A 22671-nucleotide genomic window follows, 5' to 3' on the forward strand; every position below is an offset into this window, starting at 1 on the left:
ACAATGAGCGCCAAGCAAGCCCCGATCTTCAATGAGATGATGAACGGCGCGGATGTCCGTGCCGCCTACCAGAACCTCGAGCAGTGGTATCGGTCGATGCCCGCCGAGCTTCGCAGCCTCAAACAATCCGAAGCCGAGGATCTGTTCCGTCGCGTCGGCATCACTTTCGCCGTCTACGGCGAGGGCGGCGACCCGGAACGTCTGATCCCGTTCGACATGTTCCCGCGCGTGCTGACCGCGTCGGAGTGGCGCAAGCTCGACCGCGGCATCCGCCAGCGCGCCGCTGCGCTCAACGCGTTTCTCTGCGATGTCTACGGACGCCGCGAGATCATCCGCGCCGGCCGCATCCCCGAGCACCTCGTGACCAACAACGAGGCCTACGAGAAGGCGGCGATCGGATTCATGCCGCCGGGCGGGGTGTTCAGCCATATTGTTGGCGTCGACCTCGTGCGCACCGGGCCCGATCAGTTCTACGTGCTCGAGGACAATTGCCGCACGCCCTCGGGCGTCAGCTACATGCTGCAAAACCGTGAGATCATGATGCGCATGTTCCCGCAGCTCTTCATGGAGAACCGCATCGCGCCGGTGGACGGCTACGCCGGGCTGCTGAAGAAGACGCTGGGCTCGGTGGCGCCGAAGAAGTGCCAGAACGAGCCCAACATCGTCATCCTGACGCCCGGCCAATTCAACTCGGCCTATTACGAGCACTCCTTCCTCGCCGATCTCATGGGGGTCGAGCTGGTCGAAGGGCAGGATCTCTTTGTCGAGGGCGATTTCGTCTGGATGAAGACCACCGAGGGCCCCAAGAAGGTCGACGTGATCTATCGCCGGATCGACGACAGCTTCCTCGACCCGCTGTGCTTCCGCCCCGACTCGATGCTGGGTGTGCCGGGGCTGATGAACGTCTACCGCTCCGGCGGCGTGACGATCTGCTCGGCGCCGGGTGCCGGCGTGGCCGATGACAAGGCGATCTACACCTACGTGCCCGAGATGATCCGCTTCTACCTCGGCGAGGAGCCGGTGCTCGAGAACGTGCCGACCTGGCAATGCGCCAAGAAGGACGATTGCAAATACGTGCTCGAACACCTGCCAGAGCTGGTGGTGAAGGAGGTGCACGGGTCGGGCGGATACGGTATGCTGGTCGGGCCGAAGGCGGACAAGTCCACCATCGAGGCCTTCGAGGCCAAGATCCGCGCCAAGCCCGAGAACTACATCGCGCAGCCGACGCTGTCGCTCTCGGCCTGTCCGACCTTCGTGGAGGAGGGGATCGCGCCGCGCCACGTGGACCTGAGGCCCTACTGCCTCGTGGGGGAAAAGATCGAACTGGTGCCCGGGGGGCTGACCCGCGTGGCGCTGACCGAAGGGTCGCTGGTGGTGAACTCGTCGCAGGGCGGCGGGGTGAAAGACACCTGGGTCCTGGCGGAGTAAGAAGACCATGCTGAGCCGTACCGCAGATCACCTTTACTGGATGGCCCGCTATCTCGAGCGCGCCGAAACCACTGGCCGCCTGCTCGAGGTGGGGGCCCGCAACGCGCTGCTGCCCGACCCGTCGGGCGGCTATCGCAACGACTGGGAAGCCGTGCTTCAGGCCAAGGGCGCGCTCGAGCCGTTCCTCGAGAAATATGGCGAGCCCAACCAGCGCAACATCGAGACCTACCTGTTCTTCGATTCCGACAACCCGTCCTCGGTGCTGTCCTGCATCAACGCCGCGCGCGAGAACGGCCGGGTGGTGCGCACCGCGCTGACCTCGCCGGTCTGGGATGCGCTCAACGGGGCCTACCAGGAGCTCAAGCAGCTGCAACGCGTCGAGCGCAGCAAGCTGATGACCAGCGAGCTGACCGACTGGACCATGCGCAACTGCTTCCTCGTGAAGGGCTGCGTGCAGGCCACGCAGCTGCGCAATGACGGCTACGATTTCATGGGCATCGGCACCGCGATCGAGCGCGCCGACAACACCGCCCGGCTGATCGACGTGAAATACTACGTGCTGCTGCCGTCGCTCTCGTATGTCGGCTCCGGGCTCGACCAGAGCCAGTGGGCGCTGCTGCTGCAGTCGATGACCGCGCAGCGCGCGTTCAACTGGACCTATACCGGCGAGATCACCGCGCAGAAGATCGCTCACCTGCTGATCCTCAACCGCAAGTTCCCGCGGTCGCTGCGTTCCTGCGTGCAGTGGACCTGCGACCATCTCGACAACATCGCCGAGAACTACCAGACCGGCTCGCGTGCGCAGGAGGCGGCCCACCAGCTGCTCGACGACCTGCTCAATGTCACCGTCGACGACATCTTCGACGAGGGGCTGCACGAATTCCTCGGGCGCTTCATGGCGCGCAATGCCGGGCTCGCGAACACGGTTCAGGACGTCTATCTTCACGGGATCCCGGCATGAAACTGAGTGTCAGACATACCACCCGCTACAGGTTCGATCACCCGGTGCGCGGCGTCGTGCAGTCGCTGCGGCTCTGGCCGGCGGATTGCGCCTCGCAGAAGGTGTTGTCCTGGGAGGTGAGGACCGAAGGTGCCACGCGCGGCGCCGAGTTCACCGACGGGGCGGGCGACCGCACTGCGCTGGCCAGCTGGCGCGGCCCGCTCGAGACGCTGACCGTCGAGGTGATCGGCGAGATCGAGACCGTCGATCTTTTCGGCGTGCTGCGCGACCACCGCGAGAAGGGGCCGGCCTCGCTCTACCTGCGCTCCACCCGGCAGGTGCGGCCCGATCAGGATCTCAAGGACCTCTCTGCCTCGGCGCTCGAGGGGATGACGGGGGCCAGCGACCTTGACCGAGCGCACGCGCTCGCCAAGGCGGTGACCGACGCGATCGAGTACGCGCCCGGCGAGACCAGGGCTCACACCACAGCCGCCGAGGCCCTCTCGGGCGGGAAGGGGGTGTGTCAGGATCATGCCCACGCGCTGATTGCCGTGGCCCACGCCGCGGGCATTCCCGCGCGCTATGTCACAGGCTATCTGCAAGCGGACGAGGACGGGCAGCAGCACGAGGCCAGCCATGCCTGGGCCGAGCTCTTCGTGCCCGAGCTTGGCTGGGTCGGGTTCGACGCTGCCAATCGGTGCTGCCCGGACGAGCGCTATATCCGCCTTGGCTCGGGATACGACGCGCAAGACGCGGCGCCGATCCGCGGCGTGGTGCAGGGCAGCACGCCGGAAGAGCACCTCGAGGTCGAGGTGGTCGTGGCCAACGGGCAGCAACAGCAGCAGTAACCACGCCCGCGCGATGCCATTGCCCGGACCCCGCATCGGCAGTATGACGCCATGCGGGGCATGGTGCCCCCAGAGGATTCGGTCATGACCTATTGCGTTGGATTGCTGCTCGACGCGGGCGTTGTCCTGCTGTCGGACACGCGGACCAATGCCGGTCTCGACAACATTGCGACCTATCGCAAGATGTTCCTGTTCGAGCAGCCGGGCGATCGCGCCATCGGCATCATGACCGCCGGGTCGCTGTCGATCACCCAGACCGTGATGGCGCGGCTCGCCGATGCCAACGAAGAGCCGGACAACGACCGCTCGATTCTGCGCGCGCCGACCATGCTCCAGGTGGCCGAACTTGTCGGTGCCACTTTGTCGGACGTGACCTCGGACGTGAAGTCCAAGATGGAACGGATGAGCCAGAACGCCACCGCCTCGATGATTGTGGCCGGGCAGCGCAAGGGCGGCCCGATGCGCATGTTCCTGATCTACCCCGAGGGCAATTTCATCGAGGCCACCGCCGACACGCCGTTCCTGCAGATCGGCGAGCACAAGTACGGCAAGCCGATTCTCGACCGGGTGATCGAGCCGGGCACGTCGCTGGGCGATGCCGAAAAGGCGGTGCTGCTGTCGATGGATTCGACCCTGCGATCCAACCTTAGCGTCGGCATGCCGCTTGATTTCGCGGTGATCGAGGCCGACGCCTTCCAGATCGGTCGCACCCGCCGGATCGAGGCCGATGACGAGGGCTTTGCCCGGATGAGCGCGGCATGGTCCGAGGCGCTTCGCAACGCGTTCCAGGAAATCGACCCGATCTGACGAAGCGGACAGTGTTGCGCGCTTGGCGCTTGGCACGCATGTCTCCTGGCTTGGCGTCCCTCGCGGCCACCCCTCAGGTGTGTTCGGACGCCATGGTGCCGGACGGGCAGTGCCGTGGCGGACACGGGCCTTCAGGTGACCGAGCCCGGCGCGGGCCGGACGAAGATGTCTTTCTTTGTCACTCCGAGCGCCTGGGGCGGCGGCGCCGTGCGCGGGTATGGGGCTCGGGGGCCGCATTTCAGAATAGGACGATTTCGCCGACCGCGGCGGCGGGCGGAGGGGCAGGGGGCGCCACCCGGTCCACCGCGCCCGGCACGATGAACTGCTTCACCCGCCCGTCTGAAGGCCAGAACCGGATCCGGCGGGCCGAGTTGCCGCCGGTGCTTTCCGAGGCGATCGGAATGCCCTCGTTTTGCAGAAACTCGCGGGCGAAAGCGACATTGGAATCGCCGATGTCACGCAGCTGGGTCAGCATCTTGGCGCCGCCGAACAGTTTCGCGACCATGCGGTTCTTGCGCGCGCCATGTTTCAGCAAGCCGTTGATCAAGAGTTCCATCGAATAGGCGCCGTATCGCACGTCTTCGCCGGCGCGCCCGGCGCGGTGCGGCAGCAGAAAATGGTTCATTCCGCCGATCTTCTGCGACGGATCTGTGAGACAGACCGCGGCGCAGCTGCCGAGGACGGTCGACATGACGCAATCGGGGTCAGCGGAGATATGGTATTCGCCCTGAACGACGTTCACCATTTTTTCGCTCGTGCTCATCGGGTGGCGAGCCTCCGGTTTGTTTCTGAGGGTGCTTCGCGGCAGGTCCTGAGGATCTCGGGACCGATCCTTGGCAAGGGCAAAGAGTGCATGGCCGCCCCGAGCTCGACCGCAGCGCGCGGCATGCCGTATACCGTGCTCGTGGCCTCATCCTGAGCGATGGTGGTGGCACCAGCGTCGCGCAGGGCGAGAAGGCCTGCGGCGCCGTCGCGGCCCATGCCGGTGAGCAATGCCGCAACCACACGATTGGCGCCCGGTATCGCGGAGTCGAACATCGCATCGACCGACGGCATGTGACCTGAGATCGGTGTGCCAGGCTCGAGGGTTATGCGCATCGGTTTGCCCCCGGCGAGCCGCATGTGAGCCCGGCTGCCGGCTGCCACCACGACCTCGCCATGGGTAACATGGTCGCCATGCCGGGCGGGACGCACGCGTGCCTGGCATTGCCGGTCGAGCAGGCGCGTCAGGCTCTCTCCGAAGCCGCCGCCGGTGTGCTGCACGATGAAGGTGGGCGGGCAATCGGCCGGGAAGGTGGACAGTACGGTGAGCAGCGCATCGACCCCGCCGGTGGAGGCGCCGATGAGGACAAAGCGCTTGCTGCGTCGACGGTCATGGGCCTCATCCGACCTCGGAATCGCGGGTGCCTTCGGAGGTTCGGCGCGTCCGTTCCGCCGGGCTGTGCGGGTCACGCTGCGCAAGTGATCGATCAGTGGCTCCGCGGCAATATCGGCGGCCACCGCGAATAGATCGGAGGTTCGGCCCCATGGTGATGCGGCGATGCGGCTGCCGGTATCGGGGGCATCGGATATGACGATCCAGCGGACATCCAACGCTGCGAAGAGTGCGCGCATTACTTCGAATTCAGGCGCTCGGGCGAGGCTTCCATCGATGAGCACGGCCAAGGGCTGGCGCTCTTCCACCTCGGCGAAGGTGGTCATCAGATCAGGCGTTTCAGCCATGATCCGGATGTGCGGTGACGATCCGATATTCTGCACGACCCGCCGGCGGCGGGAGCGATCCGGTATGGCGATGATCAGCGAAATCGGATCCATCGGAGCCCCTTTCGATAGATGGTGCCGGTGCCGCCGCCGGCCCCGGAATGCCGAAGACAAGGTCCCTGAGGAGCCTGCCGAAGATGCGCGAAGGTCCGCCGAAGGCGCACCTCTGCCCGTGCGTCGTTGCCCTCACGTCGTCAGAAAAGCTCGGGGGCGTTGGCCGCCAGATCGTCGTGGCTGATCCCGCTCAAACGACGACCGAGAGCGCGAAGCGGTATCGCGGAGAGTTCGCGGGTCAGGTCGAGTTCGGCGCTGTCTTCGAGCCGCTGGGAGAGCTTTTCGGAATAGGCGGCGAGGGCATCCGTGGACTGCGCGAGCATGTCGAGCTCTTGCAATGCTGTCACGGCGACGGAGCCGAGCCGCTCGCCGCCCGACGCATAGACATGCTCGATTCCGTGCTCCAGCCGTTCGAGACGGTGGTGGAGGTGGCGGATCTCGTCCGACAGCATACGCATCGCCTCGCTCGGGGAGAGCCGGATTTCACCCTTGGTCATATCAGAGCTTTCCCACGACACTTTCGATGCATTGTTTCATTGCCAGTGAGGTGAACGGCTTCTTGATCATGTTGTTGAGCCCCCACTTCTTGGCCGTCGCGACCATGTCCGGCGTTGGTTTGCCAGTGACTAGGATAAAGCCCATCCGCTGGGTGGCCTTGTTTTGCCGCACCGCCTGCAACAGGCCGAGCCCGTCCATGTTGGGCATGTTGAAATCCGATAGCACGAGGTGCACGGGATTGGCCGAGATACGTGCAAGCGCCTGTTGGCCATCATTTTCGGTCAGGTAGTTCTTGATACCAATTTCATCGAGCGCTTGCGTGATGAGGCCACGACTTGTCGCCATGTCGTCGACCACCATGATGCGCAGGGAGTCCTTCAGGCTCATTCTTGTCTCCTATCGGGCGGGGTCGGGACGGGGCGCGACGGTTTTGCGGTAGGTGGTGACACCGGCGGACTGCAGGCTCTCCAGCGCGGGGCCCGCAACGCGTTCGGAATGCCCGATGAACAGGAGCCCGCCCTGGCGCAGCAACCCGGTGAACCGGGACCACAGGCGGTGCTGGGTCTGATGGTCGAAATAGATCGCGACATTCCGGCAGAAAATTGCGTCAAAGGGGCCCTTGAAGGGCCAGGCTTCGATCAGATTGAGTTCACCGAAGGTCACCATGCGCTGCACCGGTGTGGCGATCTCGAAGCTGGCTGGATCCTCGGCGCAGGACCGGGTGCCGTTCTTTTGCATATCTGCGGGGATCGTCGTGAGATCCTCGCGCGCATAGCGCGCCGCCGACGCCTTGCGGATCATCGCGGGGTCGATGTCGGTCGCGAGGATGCGGGCATTTCGCAGGCTGGTCTCCGACAGCGTGTCGGTCAGGGTCATTGCGATTGAAAAGGCTTCTTGGCCCGAGGAACATCCGGCCGACCAGATCCTGACCCGCGGCTGTTTTTCGAATTGCGGAACCAACTCCTTTCTCAAGGTGTCGAAATGGTGCTTCTCGCGGAAGAAGCTGGTGACGTTGGTTGTCAGCGCAGAGATCAGCTCAAGACGCTCCTCCGCTTCTCTCGGACTCTTGAGGAGGGCCATGTAGCTCGTGAAGTCGGTGATGTTTCGGGCCCGCAGGCGACGCGCGATGCGCGAGTACACCAGCGGCTTCTTGCTCTCGGCAAGTGCGAGGCCGAATTCGGCGTGAGCGAGCTGCGCCAAAGACCGGAAGTCATCGTCGGAAAAGCGGAACTCGCCAGATCCACTTGCCGGGGCGGTGGTGATCATACGGCGCCCCCTTCGGTGTCGAGCACGGCGTCGAGATTGACCACTCGGACCATGTTTTCCCCGACCGAAATCACGCCAAGGATCGCCTGACGGGCGGCTTCCGATTTTATGTCCGGGGTTTCCTGAATGGCGGATTTCGCCACCGAAAGGATCTCTGAAACCGACTCGACAAGAAGGCCGATGGTCGTTCCGCCGGCAGCGGCGACGATGACCACGTTGCGTTCATTGTCGATGGTCTCGCCCAGGCCGAACCGGGCGGAGAGATCGAAAATCGGGATCACCGCGCCGCGAAGGTTCATCACGCCGAGCACGTCGTCGGGCGTGTGCGGCAGCTTGGTGACCGGGGTCCAGCGTCGAATCTCGCGGATCTGGGTGATCTCGAGGCAGAAGCTCTGGTCCCCGGCGGAGAAAGTGATGAATTCGAACTGGGCCTCGGTGGGGGCCTCGGTAACGTCAAGCATGGCGCAGCTCCGGTCTGGGGGATGAGGCGGGCGGCAGGAAGATCGCCGCCGGGGTAAGTTTGACAAGTTCGTCGGGGTCGAGGATCAGGGCGATCTTCCCGTCACCAAGGATGGTTGCTGCGGAGACGCCGGCGATGGCCCCGTAATTGCTTTCGAGGCTCTTGATCACCACCTGGCGCTGGTCGTGAATGGCGCCGACGCGGAGTGCGGTGAGGCCCTGTCCCTCGGTGCTCACCAGAAGCAGGACGCCGCTGCTGTCTGCGCGCTCACCCGAAAGGCCGAGATTGCGTGCCACATCAACGATAGGGACATAGGCGCCACGCACCGAGATCACCTCGCCGTCGGTCCCGATACAGTGCAGATCGCGCGGGTTGGGGCGGATGGTTTCGATGATCGAGGCGATCGGGATCACCATGGTCTGATCGGCGATCGAGATCACGAAGCCGTCCATCACGGCGAGCGTCAGTGGCAGGACGATGGTGAAGGTGGTGCCCGCGCCCGGGGTCGAGGCGATGGAGACGCGGCCGCCGAGCGCGGCGACGGCATTCTTGACCACATCCATGCCGACCCCGCGGCCAGAGAGGTTCGACACCTCCGCAGCGGTGGAAAAGCCGGGCAGGAACAGGAGGTTGTCGACCTCCTGCTCCGAGAGCTCTGCCTCTGGCGAGACGAGGCCCTTCTCGATCGCTTTCTCGAGGATCCGGGACCGGTTCAGCCCGGCGCCGTCATCGGCGATCTCGATGAAGACGCTGCCGGAGCGGTGAGAGGCCGACAGACGGATGGCGCCTGTCGGATCCTTGCCGAGCTCGCCTCGCTTGTCCGGACGTTCAAGCCCGTGGTCGACGGCGTTGCGCACCATGTGGGTGAGCGGGTCGGCCAGCCGTTCGATCACCGTCTTGTCAACTTCCGTCGAGTCGCCCACGGTCACCAGTTTGACCTTCTTGCCGGTGGCTTCGGCGGCCTCGCGCACGATCCGGGACATGCGCTGGAACAGGGGCTTCACCGGCTGCGCACGGATGGCCATCACCCCTTCCTGGATGTCGCGCGCGAGCAGCTTGTAGGCTTCGAGTTCGTTGGTGAGATGGGCCACGGCCGGCAGCTCGAGTTCCTCGATCCGTTGCGAGATCATGGCCTGATTGATGATCAGCTCGCCCACCGTGTTGATCAGCCGATCCACCCGGTCGAGGTCCACGCGCAGGGTCGGGCGCGGGCCACGTGGCTCGTCGCGCGGGGCGTTGGCTGTGGTGCTCTTGCCAATGGCAGGCGGAGGGGGTGCCGCTTCCTCCGGCGCTTTCAGATCGGCCAGAGCGGCGACGCCGGTCGGATCCGCGAGGTCCGGAGAGGTCAGGTCGTCGGTCAGCTCCTCATCGAAGGCCGCCACCGGATCGTCGGACACCGCGATTTCGAGCTCGCACAGCGCATCCACGAACTCGAACACCTCGTGGAGCACGGTCTCGTCTTCTGATGTCAGCAGCGTGAGGCGCCAGTCGATGACCGCATCCTCGGGATCGAAGGCATCGAACTCGGGCAGGCGGGAGAGGTCGGCGGTCACCGACAGCGTTCCGAGCTCGGCAAGAGCGTCGAACAGCAGCAACGGCTCATGCCCGTTGGCGTAGAGTGCCGGCGTCGGGCAGAACCGGATATCGAAGCGGCGCAGTTCGGCCTCGCTGGGCGGTTCAGGCTCGGCAAGGTCGAGCGCCAGAGGCGCCGCATCGAAGGCGAGCGGTGCAGCATCGAAGGCGATCTCTTCTTCGCTCTCGACGTCGCCGAGATAGGCGCTCAACTCCTTGAGGATCGCAGCCTCGGATTCGGCGTTGGGGTCGCGCCCGTCGCGTGCCGCCTCCACCAGATCCGCCAGCTGGTCGCCCGAGCGGTGGAAAAGCAGCATCAGCTCTTCGTTCACCGCAAGCTGTTTCGACCGGACCTTGTCCATCACCGTCTCGAAAGTGTGGGCGAAGTTCACCAGCCGGTCGAGCGCGAAGGCCCCGGCGCCGCCCTTGATCGAATGCACGGCCCGGAACACCGCGTTGACCACCTCCATGTCGGAGGCGTTCTCCTCCATCGCGGCGAGCCCTTCGACGAGCGCCTCGAGAAGCTCTTCGCATTCTTCGAAAAACGTATCGCGGATCGAGCTGTTGGACATGGCTTACACCACGTGCCCGGTGAGCCGGCGCAGAACCGACACCAGCGAGGCATCGTCGAACGGTTTCACGATCCAGCCCGTCGCCCCGGCCTCGCGCGCCCGGGCCTTGAGATCCGGGCCGCTTTCGGTGGTCAGCACGATGATCGGCACGGTCGTGCGGTTGGGGCCGCTGCGCAGGTTATCGATCACACCGAACCCGTCCATGTTGGGCATGTTGATGTCGGTGATCACCACGTCGGGTTCGACTTCGGAGAATTGCTCCACCCCTTCGACCCCGTCGCAGGCCGAGTGGTATTCGAACCCCGCGCCTTCGAGCGAAACGCGCAGCAGGTTTCGGATGGTGCGGGAATCGTCGATCGCGAGGACTTTGGTGGTCATGAGGTCTGGTCCTTGTCGAAATGATCGGGGGCGAGGCCGAGCCGTTCGAGGCCGGCGCGGAAACTGTCATTTGCCTCGGTCAGGCGGAACGGGAGCTTTTCGCGAGCCCACTGCTTCTGCGCCACGAGCAGGATCTGAAGCCGGTGGGCATCGACCCGCGCGACATCGCTGGCCGAGATCGTCACCGGGGCATGGCGCGCGCCCAGAAGGAACGGAACCAGCGCGTCTTCCCCATTGCGGTTTCGCGCGGGTTCGAGAACGTGGAAATGCGGATCGGACATCGTCTGCTTGGAGCCTCTGCCAGCCTCGGGGTCGGATGACCCGCGCCGCGGCGGTGCCGCCCGGGGTCAGGCAAGAGACATACGGTCGGTGTCTTAACAAAGCGTTCTGGCGCGCCGGTTTTCGCAGGCCGCTTGCAGCCGCCCCGGCATGGCCTACAAGTGAGGCGACAGAGCAAAGGGAGAATGTCGATGGCGCGCAATGGTGGACAGCTTGTGGTGGACTGCCTCGTGGCCCTGGGGGCCCGCAGGGCCTTTGGCGTGCCGGGCGAGAGCTATCTCGCGGTGCTCGACGCGATGCACGACACCGGCGGCAAGCTCGATTTCGTCAATTGCCGGCAGGAGGGCGGGGCGGCCTTCATGGCGGCGGCGCATGGCAAGCTGACCGGTGAACCCGGCATCTGCATGGTGACCCGCGGCCCCGGCGCGACCAATGCCTCGATCGGGGTGCACACCGCGATGCAGGACAGCGTGCCGATGATCCTCCTCGTGGGCCAGATCGGCACCGAGATGCGCGAGCGCGAGGCCTTCCAGGAGGTCAATTACCGCGCCGTCTTCGGCACCATGGCCAAGTGGGTGACCGAGATCGACGATGTCTCGCGCGTCCCCGAGATCCTGTCGCGAGCCTGGACGACGGCGACCACCGGCCGTCCCGGCCCGGTGGTCATCGCGCTGCCCGAGGACATGCTGATGGCCGAGACCGAGGCTGCCCCCGTTGACGGCCCGGTGCCGGTCTTCCCGCCCGAGCCGGCACCGGCGGCGGTGGCCGAGGCGATGGGGCTGCTGGTGCGTGCCGAGCGACCGCTGATCGTGATCGGCGGCGCGCCATGGGATCGCGATGCGCAGGATGCGCTGAAGCACTTCGCCGAAGCCTCGGACATCCCGGTGATCAGCTCGTTCCGCTATCAGGACCAGTTCGACAACGGCTCCGACTGCTTCTGCGGCGATGCGGGCGTGGGCATGAGCGCCGCGACCAAGGCGCTGCTCGGGCAGGCGGACGTGATCCTCGCGCTGGGCACCCGCTTCGGCGAGAACATGACCGACGGTTACACGCTTCTGCAGGTGCCGGACCCGGTTCAGAAGATCGTGCACGTGATGGCCTCGGACCGCGAGATCGGCAAGGTCTACCGCCCGGCGCTGGGCATCCATGCCTGCCCGCAACGGTTCGCACTGGCGCTGGGTGAAACGGTGCAGGGCGACTGGGCCGATTGGCGCCGCAAGGCGCGCGAGGCCTATCTCGGGTTTATCGACAACGCGCCGGCGCAGCCCGGCCCGGTCGACATGGTGGCGGTCTGCACGCATCTGCGCGAGCGGCTCGAGGGCCAGGATCTGGTGCTGACCAACGGGGCGGGCAACTTCACCGTCTGGCCGACGCGCTTCTTCCGCTTCCGCCCGGGGATGCGGCTGCTCGGGCCGCAATCGGGGGCGATGGGCTACGGCCTGCCGGCAGCGGTGGCGGCGAAGATCGAGCGCCCCGATGCGACGGTGATCTGCTTTGCCGGCGATGGCGACATCCAGATGACCATGCAGGAGCTTGCGACCGCCCGTCAGGCCGGCGCGGCGGTGATCGTGATCGTGGTGAACAATGGCACCTACGGCACCATCCGCGCACATCAGGAGCGTGAGTTCCCGACCCGGGTGTCGGGCACCGAGCTGGTCAACCCGGACTTCGCCGCGCTGGCGCAATCCTGCGGGTTGCACGGTGAGCTGGTCTCGGAGACCGCCGGGTTCGACGCGGCGTTCGAGCGGGCGCTGGCCTCGCCCACCGGCGCGCTGCTGGAGCTGATCGTCGACAAGGAGGCGCTGACGCCCTATCGCACGCTGAGCCAGATCCGCAGCGGCAGCTGAGAGGCAGCCGTGCCAGAGGCATCCTCCGGCACGACAATGGCGAGACGGCTTCGCCCTGAGGCCGCGCCGGGCATCGCTCGAATGTCGGCGCGGATCAAGCCTAGGTGTGGCGTCTCGGAAGGTTGTGCACCCGCTGCGGGGGCGGTCGCGCTCGACGCTGGCTGGCCTGGACCGGGCTCGGTGACGCTTGACTGGGTGGATGACGAGGCGCTGATCGCGCTGCGCCCGCAGAAGGTTCGCCGCGACCCGCAGGGAGGCGACCAGTTATCTCGGAGGCGATGCGGTCTCGGCCCGCTACAGATACGCGGCGATCTGGGATGCGCTGCGCCTGCTGCGCACCATCTGAGCCGGGGCAGGGCGGTCAGACCGCCCGCAAGCCTCGTCCGGGAGCAAAGGCGAAGGTCTCGCCGCCAGCCTCCTCGCAGCGTTCGACGACTCGGTTCCGGCCGCGATGCTTGGCGGCGTAAAGGGCGGCGTCGGCGCGCGCGATCACCGTCTCGCGGCGGTCCTCGGCAGCGCAGAGCGCGAGGCCGATCGAGGCGGTCACCGGCTGCTCCGCGACGCGGACGCTGCTGGCGATCGCGAGGCGCAGGCGCTCGCCTGTGGTCCAGGCGGTATCCCGCGTGGCGCCGGGCAGCCAGATCACGAACTCCTCGCCGCCGAATCGTGCCACCACGTCTTCGCGCCGCAACGCGGCAGAGATCACCGTCGCCGCTTGGCGCAGCACATCGTCGCCGATGGCGTGACCATAGGTGTCGTTCACTCTTTTGAAACGATCGAGGTCCAGAAAGAGGATGGCACCGGGAGCCTGCTGCGGCACGCGGGCGTCAAAGCCGCGCCGGTTGGGCAGTCCGGTCAGCGGATCGGTCTGGGCCGCGGTCTGCGCCTGTTGCTGCCGTCGCAGCATGCTGTCGGCCATCAGGTTGGTGAGCCGCATCAGCGCGCCGATCTCGTCGCGATGACGGTCGGGCAGGGCGGGGATCGAATCGCCGCGTTCGAGCGACTCAATGGCACCGTTCATCCGGCGCACCGGCGCAAGCAGCGCCCAGAGCCCGGCCAGCGTGCCGCCACAGCCCGTCAGCGTTGCGGCAAGCAGCAGGGCCAGCACGTCGAGATGCGCCGCGATGCCGCCGGTTTGGATCAGGGCATAGATCACCACGGCGATCAGCGGCACATGCGTGCCGACGAAGGCCACGGCGAACACCTTGATCGGAAAGCTGTTCGGAAAAGCCCGGTCCAGAAGAGCATAGAAAAGCATCGCACCCACTCGCGCCAGTACTCCCCCAAAGCAAGAGGATGACGGGGCTTTGTTAACGGATGGTTAAGGTGCACGCTGCCGGCCGGGCGCAGCGGCGCTGTCTTCCAAGATATTGATTTAGTTTGGAAAGAAGTGGTGCTGCTGGAGAGAATTGAACTCTCGACCTCTCCCTTACCAAGGGAGTGCTCTACCTCTGAGCTACAGCAGCGCCGGTGCGCCTTGGTGGCGTGGCGGCGTCTCTAAAGGCAATTTCAGACGGGCGCAAGCGCAATCTGGACGCTTTTTTGCCCCTGCTTTAAAGAAGTGTCATGGAGCGCAAGACAGGCAGCACTAAAACCAAGGCAGAAGAGCGTGATGCGCGGCTGAAAGCGGCGTTGAAGGCGAATCTTGCCCGTAGAAAACAGCAGGCCAAGGCCCGCAGCGCGGACAGCACCGCGCGCGATCAGAGCAGTGAAGAGGACAATTAGGACATGGATTCGATCATCGTCACAGGGAACGGGCCGCTGTCCGGCCAGATCCCCATCGCGGGCGCGAAGAATGCCTGTCTCACCCTGATGCCGGCGACGCTGCTCTCGGACGAGCCGCTGACGCTGACCAACGCGCCGCGCCTGTCGGACATCCGCACCATGACGACGCTGTTGCAGTCGCTGGGGGCCGAGGTCCAGGCGCTCAACGAGGGGCAGGTGCTGGCGCTGTCGAGCCACGCGCTGACCTCGACCCGCGCCGAGTATGACATCGTGCGCAAGATGCGCGCCTCGATTCTCGTGCTCGGGCCGCTGCTGGCCAAGCACGGTCATGCCGAGGTGTCGCTGCCCGGCGGCTGCGCCATCGGCGCCCGCCCGGTCGACCTGCACCTGCGCGCGCTCGAGGCACTGGGCGCCGAGCTCGACCTGCGCGAGGGCTACGTGCACGCCAAGGCGCCGGCGGGCGGCCTCAGGGGCGGTGTCGTCGACTTCCCGCTGGTCTCGGTGGGCGCGACAGAGAACGCGCTGATGGCGGCGACGCTGGCCAAGGGCACCACGCTGATCAAGAACGCCGCGCGCGAGCCGGAAATCGTCGATCTGGCGCGCTGCCTGCAGAAGATGGGGGCGCAGATCTCGGGCGAGGGCACCGACACGATCGAGGTGCAGGGCGTCGACAGCCTCGGCGGCGCGACCCACCGCGTGGTCACCGACCGCATCGAGCTTGGCACCTACATGCTGGCCCCGGCCATCGCCGGCGGCGAGGTCGAGTGCCTCGGCGGCACCATCGAACTGGTGAAAAGCTTCTGCGAGACGCTCGATGCCGCCGGGATTTCCGTCGAGGAGACCGAGACCGGCCTCAAGGTCAGCCGCAAGAACGGCCGGGTGCGCGCGGTCGACGTGACCACCGAACCGTTCCCCGGCTTCCCGACCGACCTTCAGGCGCAGATGATGGCGCTGCTCTGCACCGCCGAGGGCACCTCGGTGCTCGAGGAGAAGATCTTCGAGAATCGCTTCATGCATGCGCCCGAGCTGATGCGCATGGGCGCGCGCATCGACGTGCATGGCGGCACCGCCACCGTGACCGGGGTCGACAAGCTCAAGGGCGCGCCGGTGATGGCCACCGATCTGCGCGCCAGCGTCTCGCTGATCCTCGCAGGCCTTGCGGCCGAGGGCGAAACCGTGGTCAACCGGGTGTACCATCTCGACCGCGGCTATGAACACGTGGTGCGCAAGCTTTCGGGCGTGGGCGCCAAGATCGAACGGGTGAAGAACGAGTGACCGACGCACGCTTTGAAGACGCCGCCGGCGCGCCGCTGAACCTTGGCGCCATGGACCCGGACGACCTGCAGGTGCTCTCGGCACTGCTGCAGGACGCGGTGCTGACCGTGGCCGATGTGGCCTGGCAGAAACGCCACCAGCGGCTGACCCTTCTGGTCAACCGCCTGCGTCGCGAGGATGGCGTGCATGTCTCGCCGCCCGAGCGGGTACGGGCGCTGCTCGCGGTCGAGAACGTCATCGGCGTGTCGAGCCAGGGCGTGTCGCGCGACGATCCGGAACTGGTGCTGTCGATCCTCGCGGTGAGCTTTGAGCCGACCGAGGAGGGCGCGGGCAACGTGGTCTTCACCCTAGCCGGTGACGGTGCGCTGCGCGCGCAGGTCGAAGCGCTTGAGCTTCGCCTGCGCGACGTCACGCGGCCCTATCAGGCCGTGTCCGGCAAGACACCGGATCACGAGCTCTAGGACAACTCCGGGCCGGTCACTCGGCCTGGATCGACTCGAGGTAATAAGCCAGCGACAGGATGCGCCCACGCACCACGATCTCGCTGGCATAGGCGCCGATGTCGCCCTCGACCTCGCTCTTGAAGCGCGCGCCCCAGACCGGCATCGGGTAGCCGTGGCCACGGATGCCAGTGCGCCCGTCGACCACCTGGATCATCTCGAGCATCGGGAACACGCCGTCATTCTGCGCCGAGACCTGCGTCAGGTCGGGCACCGGCACGGTCATGAGCTCGGCGAGCGGGCCGTCGCCCACGGCGCTCTCGCCGTGGCAGGCGGCGCAGTGGTTCATGTATTCGATCTTGCCGGCCTCGTCCGCAGGCGCCGCGAACGGCAGTGCAAGCGCCAGCACGCCGGCGATTGTTGCAAGGGTCTTCATGGGTTTCCTCCTCCCCAAAGTGACACACTCCCCGTCTTTCGAATGTTAGCGCGCCCGCTCCGGCAGGGCCTTGACCGGGATCAAGGCGCCAGGCGCTTGAGGCGCGGGCGGGCAGGGGGTAAGAGGCGCAGGACAGCGAAAAGGACCGCGCCATGCCCGTCTTCCTCGACACCACCGATCCCGATTTCGAGATCGCGTTCTCCCGCCTGCTGACGGCCAAGCGCGAGGACAGCCCCGATGTCGACGACACGGTCGCGGCGATCATCGCCGACGTGCGGGCACGCGGCGACGCGGCGCTGGTCGACTACACCGCCAGGTTCGACCGGCTCGAGCTGACGCCCGAGCGTCTGGCCTTTACGCCCGAGGAGATCGAGGCGGAATGCGCCCGCGTCCCCGACGACGAGCGCGCCGCGCTGGAGAAGGCCGCCGAACGGATCCGCGCATATCATGTGCGCCAGATGCCCGAGGATGCGCTCTGGACCGATCCCGATGGTGCCACCCTCGGCTGGCGCTGGACCCCGGTGGCGGCTGCCGGGCTCTACGTGCCGGGCGGGCTGGCAAGCTATCCGTCCTCGGTGCTGATGAACGCCATTCCCGCCAAGGTGGCCGGCGTCGAGCGGCTCTGCATCACCGTTCCCACACCTGATGGCGTGGTAAACCCGCTGGTCCTGCTGGCCGCGCGCATCGCAGGCGTCGACGAGATCTACCGTCTGGGCGGCGCGCAGGCCATCGCAGCGCTGGCCTATGGCACCGAGACCGTGGCGCCTGTCGACAAGATCACCGGCCCGGGCAACGCCTTCGTCGCTGCCGCCAAACGCCGGGTCTTCGGCAAGGTCGGCATCGACATGATCGCCGGCCCCTCCGAAATCCTCGTCATCGCCGATGCCGAGAACGATCCCGAGTTCATCGCGCTCGACCTGATGAGCCAGGCCGAGCATGACGAGAGCGCCCAGTCGATCCTGGTCACCACGGATGCGGCCTTCGGGCAGGCGGTCGCCGCCGAGGTCGAGCGCCAGATCGAGGTGCTCGAGCGGGGCGCCATCGCCGGTGCCAGCTGGCGCGATTTCGGCGCCATCATCGTGGCGCGCGATCTCGACGAGGCGGCGGCGCTGTCGGACCGGGTGGCGCCCGAGCACCTCGAGCTCTGCGTCGCCGACCCGCTGGTGCTGTCGGAAAAGATCCGCCACGCCGGCGCGATCTTCCTTGGCCAGTGGACGCCAGAAGCAATCGGCGACTATGTCGGCGGCCCCAACCACGTGCTCCCCACCGCGCGCTCGGCGCGCTTCTCCTCCGGGCTTTCGGCGCTGGATTTCCTCAAGCGCACCACGCTGGCGCAGATGTCGCCGCAGGCGCTGCGCGCCATCGGCCCCGCCGCCGAGGTCCTCGCCACCTCGGAGAGCCTTCAGGCGCACGGGCTCAGCGTGACGGCGCGCCTGCGCAAGATGAACGACTGACGGCTCAGGTCACCCGCAGCTTGGTGACCGTTTTCGCGGCCGGCCCGGGCGGCGCCTGTTCCGCCACGGGCAGAGCGCTGCCCGGCTGCACCAGCATCAGCAGCGCCTTTTCGCAGCGGTAGTAGGCCTCGTGAATGTCGGCGAGTTCGAACAGGTGCATGCCGCGCGGCACGTGCGGCGTTACCGCCTTGGGAAACAGCGGATCATAGAACGCGCCGGGCTTGCCGGCGGCATCGATGCGGCGCGGCACCGGAACCTGCGATCCCATGTAATCCTGCGGGAACACCACGTCGATCCAGCCGCGGATGCGTGGCCTGGCCTCGTAGAACTTGCCGATCTCGCATTCCACCAGCGGCTCCTGCTGCGACAGCAGCCCCAGCGCCGAGCCCCAGGTGAACAGCACCACGTGATCGAGCCGGTCGCCGTAATCGGCCAGCGCATCCACCGCGATGGCGCCTCCCAGCGAGTGCCCGACCACGTAGATTTCGTCATAGGCCCGGTCGCCGCTCACGTCGCCGACCTGGTCGAGCAGTTGCAGCGCCCGCGCCTTGGTCTTGGCGCGCAGACCGATGTCGTCATCGCCGCAGGGCTCGTCGCGCAGGTAGGCCTTGGCATAGGCCGAGATATTGGCGAATTGCTCGAGATAGCCGAGGCTCCAGACCCAGAGCAGCAGCCCTGCCAGCACCGAACCGGTCACCGCGGCAGCGCCCACGCTGATCTGCGCCCAGAGCTTCTCGAAGCCCGGGATCGCGGCGAAGGCCTCCGGGATCGAGATCGCCCCGAAAGTCTGCAAGAGCAGCAGCGCCACCACCAGCCACCACAGGATCAGCGCCAGCGCCGCCAGCCGCATCGCCGTGGCCGCCCGGGGCGGGGCCTCGCCGCGATCTCGCCACGCCCGCGCGCCGCCGAACAGCCAGTAGCGCAGCAGCAACCCGCCGCGTTTGAACCGCGCCCATGGCGACTCGCGGCTCCAGTCCGGCACGAGATCGGCCCAGTAGGCCTCGTAGACATCAATCTCGCGGCTCTCGCCACCACAGCGGGCGGTGGCCCGCAGGCGGGCGGCGCCTGCGCGGGCGCCGTCGCCATCCTCGAGCTGCTCGATCCGCCAGCCATCGGTGTAGTGACGCAGGGCGCGTACAAGGCGGTCGCGCAACAGGTTGCGCTCGTTGCGGCCGAAGCCGGGGACAAGGACGATGGCGCGGCGCGGCATGGGCGGTCTCCGGGATCAATGCAGTCAAAGAATGCGAAATCGTACCACGTTTCCCGTCATGCGGGAAACGCGACGTCGCAGGGCTCCGTCGCATTGCAGTGAGATCGCGGGCGCGCTAAGCCTTTCGGGCCCGGTGAAGGACAGTGCTCATGAGCCACATCTCGCAAATCGATCTTGACGACGGCAACCTGCCGCCGCCCACGCCCGAGATCGAGCAGGAGCGCCGCGTCGCCATGTTCGACCTCATGGAGGAGAACTCCTTCACGCTGCCCGCGCGCGACGGCCGCGAGGTGCCGGCCGGCCCCTACAAGCTGGGCCTCGCCATTCGCGAGAAGCGGCTGGTCTTCGACATCGCCACCGAGGCCGATGAGAAGGCGGCGGAGTTCCATCTCTCGCTGTCGCCGTTCCGCCAGGTGGTGAAGGACTATTTCCAGATCTGCAAAAGCTATTTCGACGCGGTGAAGACCGCGGCGCCGAGCCAGATCGAGACCATCGACATGGCCCGCCGCGGCATCCACAACGAGGGCGCGCGCATCCTGCAGGAGCGGCTCGAGGGCAAGGCCGAGGTCGATGACGACACCGCGCGCCGGCTCTTCACCCTCATCTGCGTGCTGCATTTCGGAGGCTGAGGCTTGGCCGGACTGCCGCAATCGGTACTGTTCTGCTGCGATCACAACGCAGTGCGCTCGCCCATGGCCGAAGGGATCATGAAGAAGCTCTACGGCTTCGACACCTACGTGCAGTCGGTTGGGGTGGTGAACGATCTCGACATCGACGGCTTCGCCATCGCGGTCTGCCGCGAGATCGGCGTCGAGCTCGACAAGCACCGCTCGCGCAGCTTCGAAGAGCTCGAGGAGATGGGCGAGGCGCTGTCGGGCTTCGATCTGATCGTCGCCATGTCGCCGGCCTCGCAGCGCGCAGCGCTCGACCTCACACGCTATTACCACCTGACGGTCGAATACTGGCCCGTCATGGACCCGACCGGCCTTGGCGAGAGCCGCGAGATGAAACTCAACGCCTATCGCCAGACCCGCGACCAGATCACAGACAAGCTGAAGAGCAGATGGGGAGCCACATGAGCGCAACCGACACCATCCGGCGGTATTTCGACGCCTTCAACGCCAAGGACACGGAGGCCATGCTGGCCTGCCTCGATGCCGAGGTGGCGCATCACGTCAACGAGGGCCAGGTGCGCACCGGCAAGACCAAGTTCGCCGAGTTCTGCGCCCACATGTCCCACTGCTACGACGAAAATCTCACCGACATGGTGGTGTTCGAGGCCGAGGGCGGCACCCGCGCCGCCGCCGAGTACACCGTCAACGGCACCTACCTCGCCAGCGATGACGGACTGCCCGAGGCCAACGGTCAGACCTACCGCCTGCCGGCGGGCTCGTTTTTCACGCTGAAGGACGACAAGATCACCCGCGTGGTCACCTATTACAACCTCGCGGACTGGATCCGGCAGGTCGGCTGATGCGGGTCGAGGTGCTGACCGGCGCGGCGCTCGACGCCGCGCTCGACGATGTGGCGCGGCTGCGCATCGCGGTGTTCCGCGACTGGCCTTATCTCTATGACGGCGATCTCGACTACGAGCGCGCCTACCTGCAGACCTATCGAGACAGCCCCGGCGCGGTGCTGGTCGGCGCCTTCGACGGCGACCGGCTCGTCGGCGCCGCCACCGGCACCCCGATGGAGGATCACGCAGACGACTTCGCCGCAGCCTTCGCCGGCAGCGGCTACGAACTCGCCACGATCTTCTACTGCGCCGAATCCGTGCTGCTGCCCGACTATCGTGGCCGCGGCGTCGGTCACCGCTTCTTCGACCTGCGCGAGGCCCATGCCCGCGCAATGGGCCGCACCCGCTCTGCCTTCTGCGCGGTCCAGCGCCCCGCTGATCACCCGCTCCGCCCGGCCGATTACGCCCCGCTCGACCCGTTCTGGCGCAAGCGCGGCTACGAGAGGCTCGAGGGCGCCCTAGCACATTTCCGATGGAAAGACGCTGATCAGCCCATCGAATCCGACCATGTCTTGCAGTTCTGGATCAAATCCCTGAGCTGAGCCGCCAACAGACCAGCCCCCCAGGCTTCTTCTGGCCAAAAATATCCCGGGGTCCGGGGCAGCGCCCCGGTCCGCCCCCTCCAAAAGGATCGCCGCCATGAAACTCGCCGCCGCCGCCTACAAGATGGATGTCCTCGACAGCTGGGAGGCCTATGCCGCCAAGCTCACCGCGTGGGTCGAGGATGCAGCCGGGCAGGGCGCCGACCTGTTGGTGTTCCCCGAATACGGCGCCATGGAGCTGGCGACCTTGGCGGGTCCCGAGGCCGCCGGCGATCTCGAGGCCTCGCTGCACGCGGTCTCCGAGCGGATCCCGCAGGTCGATGCGTTGCATGCCGAACTGGCAAAAATCCACGGGGTGCACATCCTCGCCGCCTCGGCTCCGGTCTTCGATCCCGAGATCGGCCCTCGCCCGGTCAACCGCGCCCGTTTCTTCGGGCCCTCCGGCGCCATGGGCCACCAGGACAAGCAGATCATGACCCGCTTCGAGCGCGAGGATTGGGGCGTGGTGGGCGGCGGGCCGCTGCATCTCTTCGACACCGCGCTCGGCAAGATCGGCATCCTGATCTGCTACGACAGCGAATACCCGCTCCTCGCCCGCGCCATGATGGAGGCCGACCTGATTCTCGTCCCCTCCTGCACCGAGGCGGCGCATGGCTACAACCGCGTGCGCATCGGAGCGATGGCGCGCGCGCTCGAGCAGCAATGCGTGACGGTGATGGCCTCGACCGTTGGCGATTGCGACTGGTCCGAGGCGGTGGACACCAATTGCGGCATGGGGGGCGTCTTCGGCCCGCCCGACACCGGCTTTCCCGCCGATGGCGTGCTGGCGCAGGGCCAGATGGATCAGCCGGGCTGGACCTATGCCACGCTCGATCTTGACGCCGTCAGCCGGGTCCGCAAGGATGGTGTCGTGCTCAACCGCGCCCACTGGGCAGAGCAGGCCGGGCGTGACAGCCCCGCCATCTTGCGGAGCCTTTCCTGATCCCTGCTGCAATGCGCCCTTGAATTATGCGCGAATTGAGCGCATATCGTGATGCGTTCCGCAGAGTTTGGCGGAAATGCAATCACAGGAGTGACCATGGCCAAGGAAGACATTCTCGAATTCCCCGGCGTCGTGAAGGAACTCCTGCCCAACGCGACATTCCGGGTCGAGCTCGAGAACGGCCATGAGATCATCGCGCACACGGCAGGCAAGATGCGAAAGAACCGCATCCGGGTTCTGGCAGGCGACCGCGTCCAGGTGGAAATGACCCCCTACGATCTGACCAAGGGTCGGATCAACTATCGCTTCAAGTAAGCCTCGCATGGGCCTGACGTTGATGGCGAAACCCGTAAAGCGGGCGGCGCCCGCTCGGGCCCTCGC

The 22671-nt window shown here is 66.3% G+C and carries 27 protein-coding genes and 1 tRNA gene; 15 read left to right on the plus strand and 13 right to left on the minus strand.

What is annotated here, in order from left to right:
• Nucleotides 1-3 precede the first annotated feature (3 nt).
• From JF542_RS00830 to JF542_RS00845, 4 genes are all read left to right on the plus strand, one after another.
• Nucleotides 4-1428 carry a circularly permuted type 2 ATP-grasp protein gene (locus JF542_RS00830; protein ID WP_007792647.1) on the plus strand — a complete coding sequence of 475 codons (1425 nt, stop codon included), beginning with the start codon at nt 4-6 and terminating at the stop codon, nt 1426-1428.
• Between the two features lie 7 nt (nt 1429-1435).
• Nucleotides 1436-2389: an alpha-E domain-containing protein gene (locus JF542_RS00835; protein ID WP_007792644.1), complete on the plus strand. Its 954-nt coding sequence runs from the start codon at nt 1436-1438 to the stop codon at nt 2387-2389.
• Nucleotides 2386-3216: a transglutaminase family protein gene (locus tag JF542_RS00840; RefSeq protein WP_207074381.1), complete on the plus strand. Its 831-nt coding sequence runs from the start codon at nt 2386-2388 to the stop codon at nt 3214-3216. The genes JF542_RS00835 and JF542_RS00840 overlap by 4 nt, the downstream gene beginning before the upstream one ends.
• An 84-nt stretch (nt 3217-3300) precedes the next feature.
• Complete coding sequence (locus JF542_RS00845; RefSeq protein WP_007792637.1) at nt 3301-4023, plus strand: proteasome-type protease; 723 nt, start codon at nt 3301-3303, stop codon at nt 4021-4023.
• A gap of 238 nt (nt 4024-4261) precedes the next feature.
• Here JF542_RS00845 and JF542_RS00850 read toward each other — a convergent pair whose 3' ends face one another.
• From JF542_RS00850 to JF542_RS00890, 9 genes are all read right to left on the minus strand, one after another.
• Nucleotides 4262-4786 carry a chemotaxis protein CheD gene (locus JF542_RS00850; RefSeq protein WP_207074382.1) on the minus strand — a complete coding sequence of 175 codons (525 nt, stop codon included), beginning with the start codon at nt 4784-4786 and terminating at the stop codon, nt 4262-4264.
• Nucleotides 4783-5838 carry a CheB methylesterase domain-containing protein gene (locus JF542_RS00855; protein WP_207074383.1) on the minus strand — a complete coding sequence of 352 codons (1056 nt, stop codon included), beginning with the start codon at nt 5836-5838 and terminating at the stop codon, nt 4783-4785. The genes JF542_RS00850 and JF542_RS00855 overlap by 4 nt, the downstream gene beginning before the upstream one ends.
• Before the next feature lie 140 nt (nt 5839-5978).
• Nucleotides 5979-6335 carry a hypothetical protein gene (locus JF542_RS00860; protein ID WP_007792628.1) on the minus strand — a complete coding sequence of 119 codons (357 nt, stop codon included), beginning with the start codon at nt 6333-6335 and terminating at the stop codon, nt 5979-5981.
• Between the two features lies 1 nt (nt 6336).
• A complete protein-coding gene (locus JF542_RS00865; RefSeq protein ID WP_007792625.1) occupies nt 6337-6723 on the minus strand; it encodes a response regulator in 387 nt (128 codons plus the stop codon).
• A gap of 9 nt (nt 6724-6732) precedes the next feature.
• Entirely contained in the window at nt 6733-7602 is an 870-nt protein-coding gene (locus JF542_RS00870) for a CheR family methyltransferase (protein WP_207074384.1), read from the minus strand.
• Nucleotides 7599-8063 carry a chemotaxis protein CheW gene (locus JF542_RS00875; protein WP_007792619.1) on the minus strand — a complete coding sequence of 155 codons (465 nt, stop codon included), beginning with the start codon at nt 8061-8063 and terminating at the stop codon, nt 7599-7601. Before JF542_RS00875 ends, JF542_RS00870 begins: the two co-directional genes overlap by 4 nt.
• Nucleotides 8056-10206, minus strand: a complete 2151-nt coding sequence (locus JF542_RS00880) for a chemotaxis protein CheA (RefSeq protein ID WP_207074385.1) — start codon at nt 10204-10206, stop codon at nt 8056-8058. The genes JF542_RS00875 and JF542_RS00880 overlap by 8 nt, the downstream gene beginning before the upstream one ends.
• Nucleotides 10207-10209: 3 nt before the next feature.
• On the minus strand, nt 10210-10584 hold the full coding sequence (locus tag JF542_RS00885; protein WP_007792614.1) for a response regulator: 375 nt from the start codon (nt 10582-10584) through the stop codon (nt 10210-10212).
• The gene (locus tag JF542_RS00890; RefSeq protein ID WP_007792612.1) at nt 10581-10865 is read right to left on the minus strand and encodes an STAS domain-containing protein; all 285 of its coding nucleotides are present in this window, start codon (nt 10863-10865) and stop codon (nt 10581-10583) included. The genes JF542_RS00885 and JF542_RS00890 overlap by 4 nt, the downstream gene beginning before the upstream one ends.
• Before the next feature lie 189 nt (nt 10866-11054).
• Between JF542_RS00890 and JF542_RS00895 the strand changes: the two genes are divergently transcribed.
• Nucleotides 11055-12710 carry a thiamine pyrophosphate-dependent enzyme gene (locus JF542_RS00895; RefSeq protein ID WP_207074386.1) on the plus strand — a complete coding sequence of 552 codons (1656 nt, stop codon included), beginning with the start codon at nt 11055-11057 and terminating at the stop codon, nt 12708-12710.
• Nucleotides 12711-13071: 361 nt separating this feature from the next.
• On the opposite strand, the gene JF542_RS00900 is transcribed toward JF542_RS00895, so the two are convergent.
• Both JF542_RS00900 and JF542_RS00905 read right to left on the minus strand, forming a co-directional pair.
• Complete coding sequence (locus JF542_RS00900) at nt 13072-13968, minus strand: GGDEF domain-containing protein (protein WP_207074387.1); 897 nt, start codon at nt 13966-13968, stop codon at nt 13072-13074.
• A gap of 133 nt (nt 13969-14101) precedes the next feature.
• Nucleotides 14102-14176 (minus strand) — tRNA-Thr (locus tag JF542_RS00905).
• A 100-nt stretch (nt 14177-14276) separates the two neighbouring features.
• On the opposite strand from JF542_RS00905, the gene JF542_RS00910 reads away from it, so the two are divergent.
• Genes JF542_RS00910 through JF542_RS00920 form a run of 3 tightly spaced genes read left to right on the plus strand, consistent with a single transcriptional unit; the run spans nt 14277 to nt 16171 of the window.
• Nucleotides 14277-14435 (plus strand): hypothetical protein, encoded by a 159-nt coding sequence (locus tag JF542_RS00910; RefSeq protein ID WP_007792605.1) that lies wholly within the window; start codon nt 14277-14279, stop codon nt 14433-14435.
• Between the two features lie 3 nt (nt 14436-14438).
• Nucleotides 14439-15710: a UDP-N-acetylglucosamine 1-carboxyvinyltransferase gene (murA, locus tag JF542_RS00915; protein ID WP_207074388.1), complete on the plus strand. Its 1272-nt coding sequence runs from the start codon at nt 14439-14441 to the stop codon at nt 15708-15710.
• Complete coding sequence (locus JF542_RS00920) at nt 15707-16171, plus strand: DUF2948 family protein (RefSeq protein ID WP_007792600.1); 465 nt, start codon at nt 15707-15709, stop codon at nt 16169-16171. The genes murA and JF542_RS00920 overlap by 4 nt, the downstream gene beginning before the upstream one ends.
• A gap of 16 nt (nt 16172-16187) precedes the next feature.
• Here JF542_RS00920 and JF542_RS00925 read toward each other — a convergent pair whose 3' ends face one another.
• On the minus strand, nt 16188-16586 hold the full coding sequence (locus tag JF542_RS00925) for a c-type cytochrome (RefSeq protein WP_007792597.1): 399 nt from the start codon (nt 16584-16586) through the stop codon (nt 16188-16190).
• Between the two features lie 152 nt (nt 16587-16738).
• On the opposite strand from JF542_RS00925, the gene hisD reads away from it, so the two are divergent.
• Nucleotides 16739-18040, plus strand: coding sequence for a histidinol dehydrogenase (hisD, locus tag JF542_RS00930; protein ID WP_207074389.1), 1302 nt, complete (start codon nt 16739-16741; stop codon nt 18038-18040).
• A 4-nt stretch (nt 18041-18044) separates the two neighbouring features.
• Here hisD and JF542_RS00935 read toward each other — a convergent pair whose 3' ends face one another.
• Nucleotides 18045-19250, minus strand: a complete 1206-nt coding sequence (locus JF542_RS00935) for an alpha/beta hydrolase (RefSeq protein ID WP_207074390.1) — start codon at nt 19248-19250, stop codon at nt 18045-18047.
• 149 nt (nt 19251-19399) lie between these two features.
• Here JF542_RS00935 and JF542_RS00940 point away from each other — a divergent pair, with 149 nt between their 5' ends.
• From JF542_RS00940 to infA, 6 genes are all read left to right on the plus strand, one after another.
• Complete coding sequence (locus JF542_RS00940; RefSeq protein ID WP_207074391.1) at nt 19400-19879, plus strand: UPF0262 family protein; 480 nt, start codon at nt 19400-19402, stop codon at nt 19877-19879.
• A 3-nt stretch (nt 19880-19882) separates the two neighbouring features.
• On the plus strand, nt 19883-20329 hold the full coding sequence (locus JF542_RS00945; protein ID WP_007792585.1) for an arsenate-mycothiol transferase ArsC: 447 nt from the start codon (nt 19883-19885) through the stop codon (nt 20327-20329).
• A complete protein-coding gene (locus JF542_RS00950) occupies nt 20326-20724 on the plus strand; it encodes a ketosteroid isomerase-related protein (protein WP_242533536.1) in 399 nt (132 codons plus the stop codon). Before JF542_RS00945 ends, JF542_RS00950 begins: the two co-directional genes overlap by 4 nt.
• On the plus strand, nt 20724-21308 hold the full coding sequence (locus tag JF542_RS00955) for a GNAT family N-acetyltransferase (protein WP_207074393.1): 585 nt from the start codon (nt 20724-20726) through the stop codon (nt 21306-21308). Before JF542_RS00950 ends, JF542_RS00955 begins: the two co-directional genes overlap by 1 nt.
• Before the next feature lie 97 nt (nt 21309-21405).
• Nucleotides 21406-22290, plus strand: a complete 885-nt coding sequence (locus tag JF542_RS00960) for a carbon-nitrogen hydrolase family protein (RefSeq protein WP_007792577.1) — start codon at nt 21406-21408, stop codon at nt 22288-22290.
• Between the two features lie 96 nt (nt 22291-22386).
• Nucleotides 22387-22605 (plus strand): translation initiation factor IF-1, encoded by a 219-nt coding sequence (gene infA / locus JF542_RS00965; RefSeq protein WP_007792573.1) that lies wholly within the window; start codon nt 22387-22389, stop codon nt 22603-22605.
• Nucleotides 22606-22671 lie beyond the last annotated feature (66 nt).

Origin of the sequence: Salipiger bermudensis (assembly GCF_017309175.1) — a bacterium.
Lineage (GTDB): Bacteria > Pseudomonadota > Alphaproteobacteria > Rhodobacterales > Rhodobacteraceae > Salipiger > Salipiger bermudensis.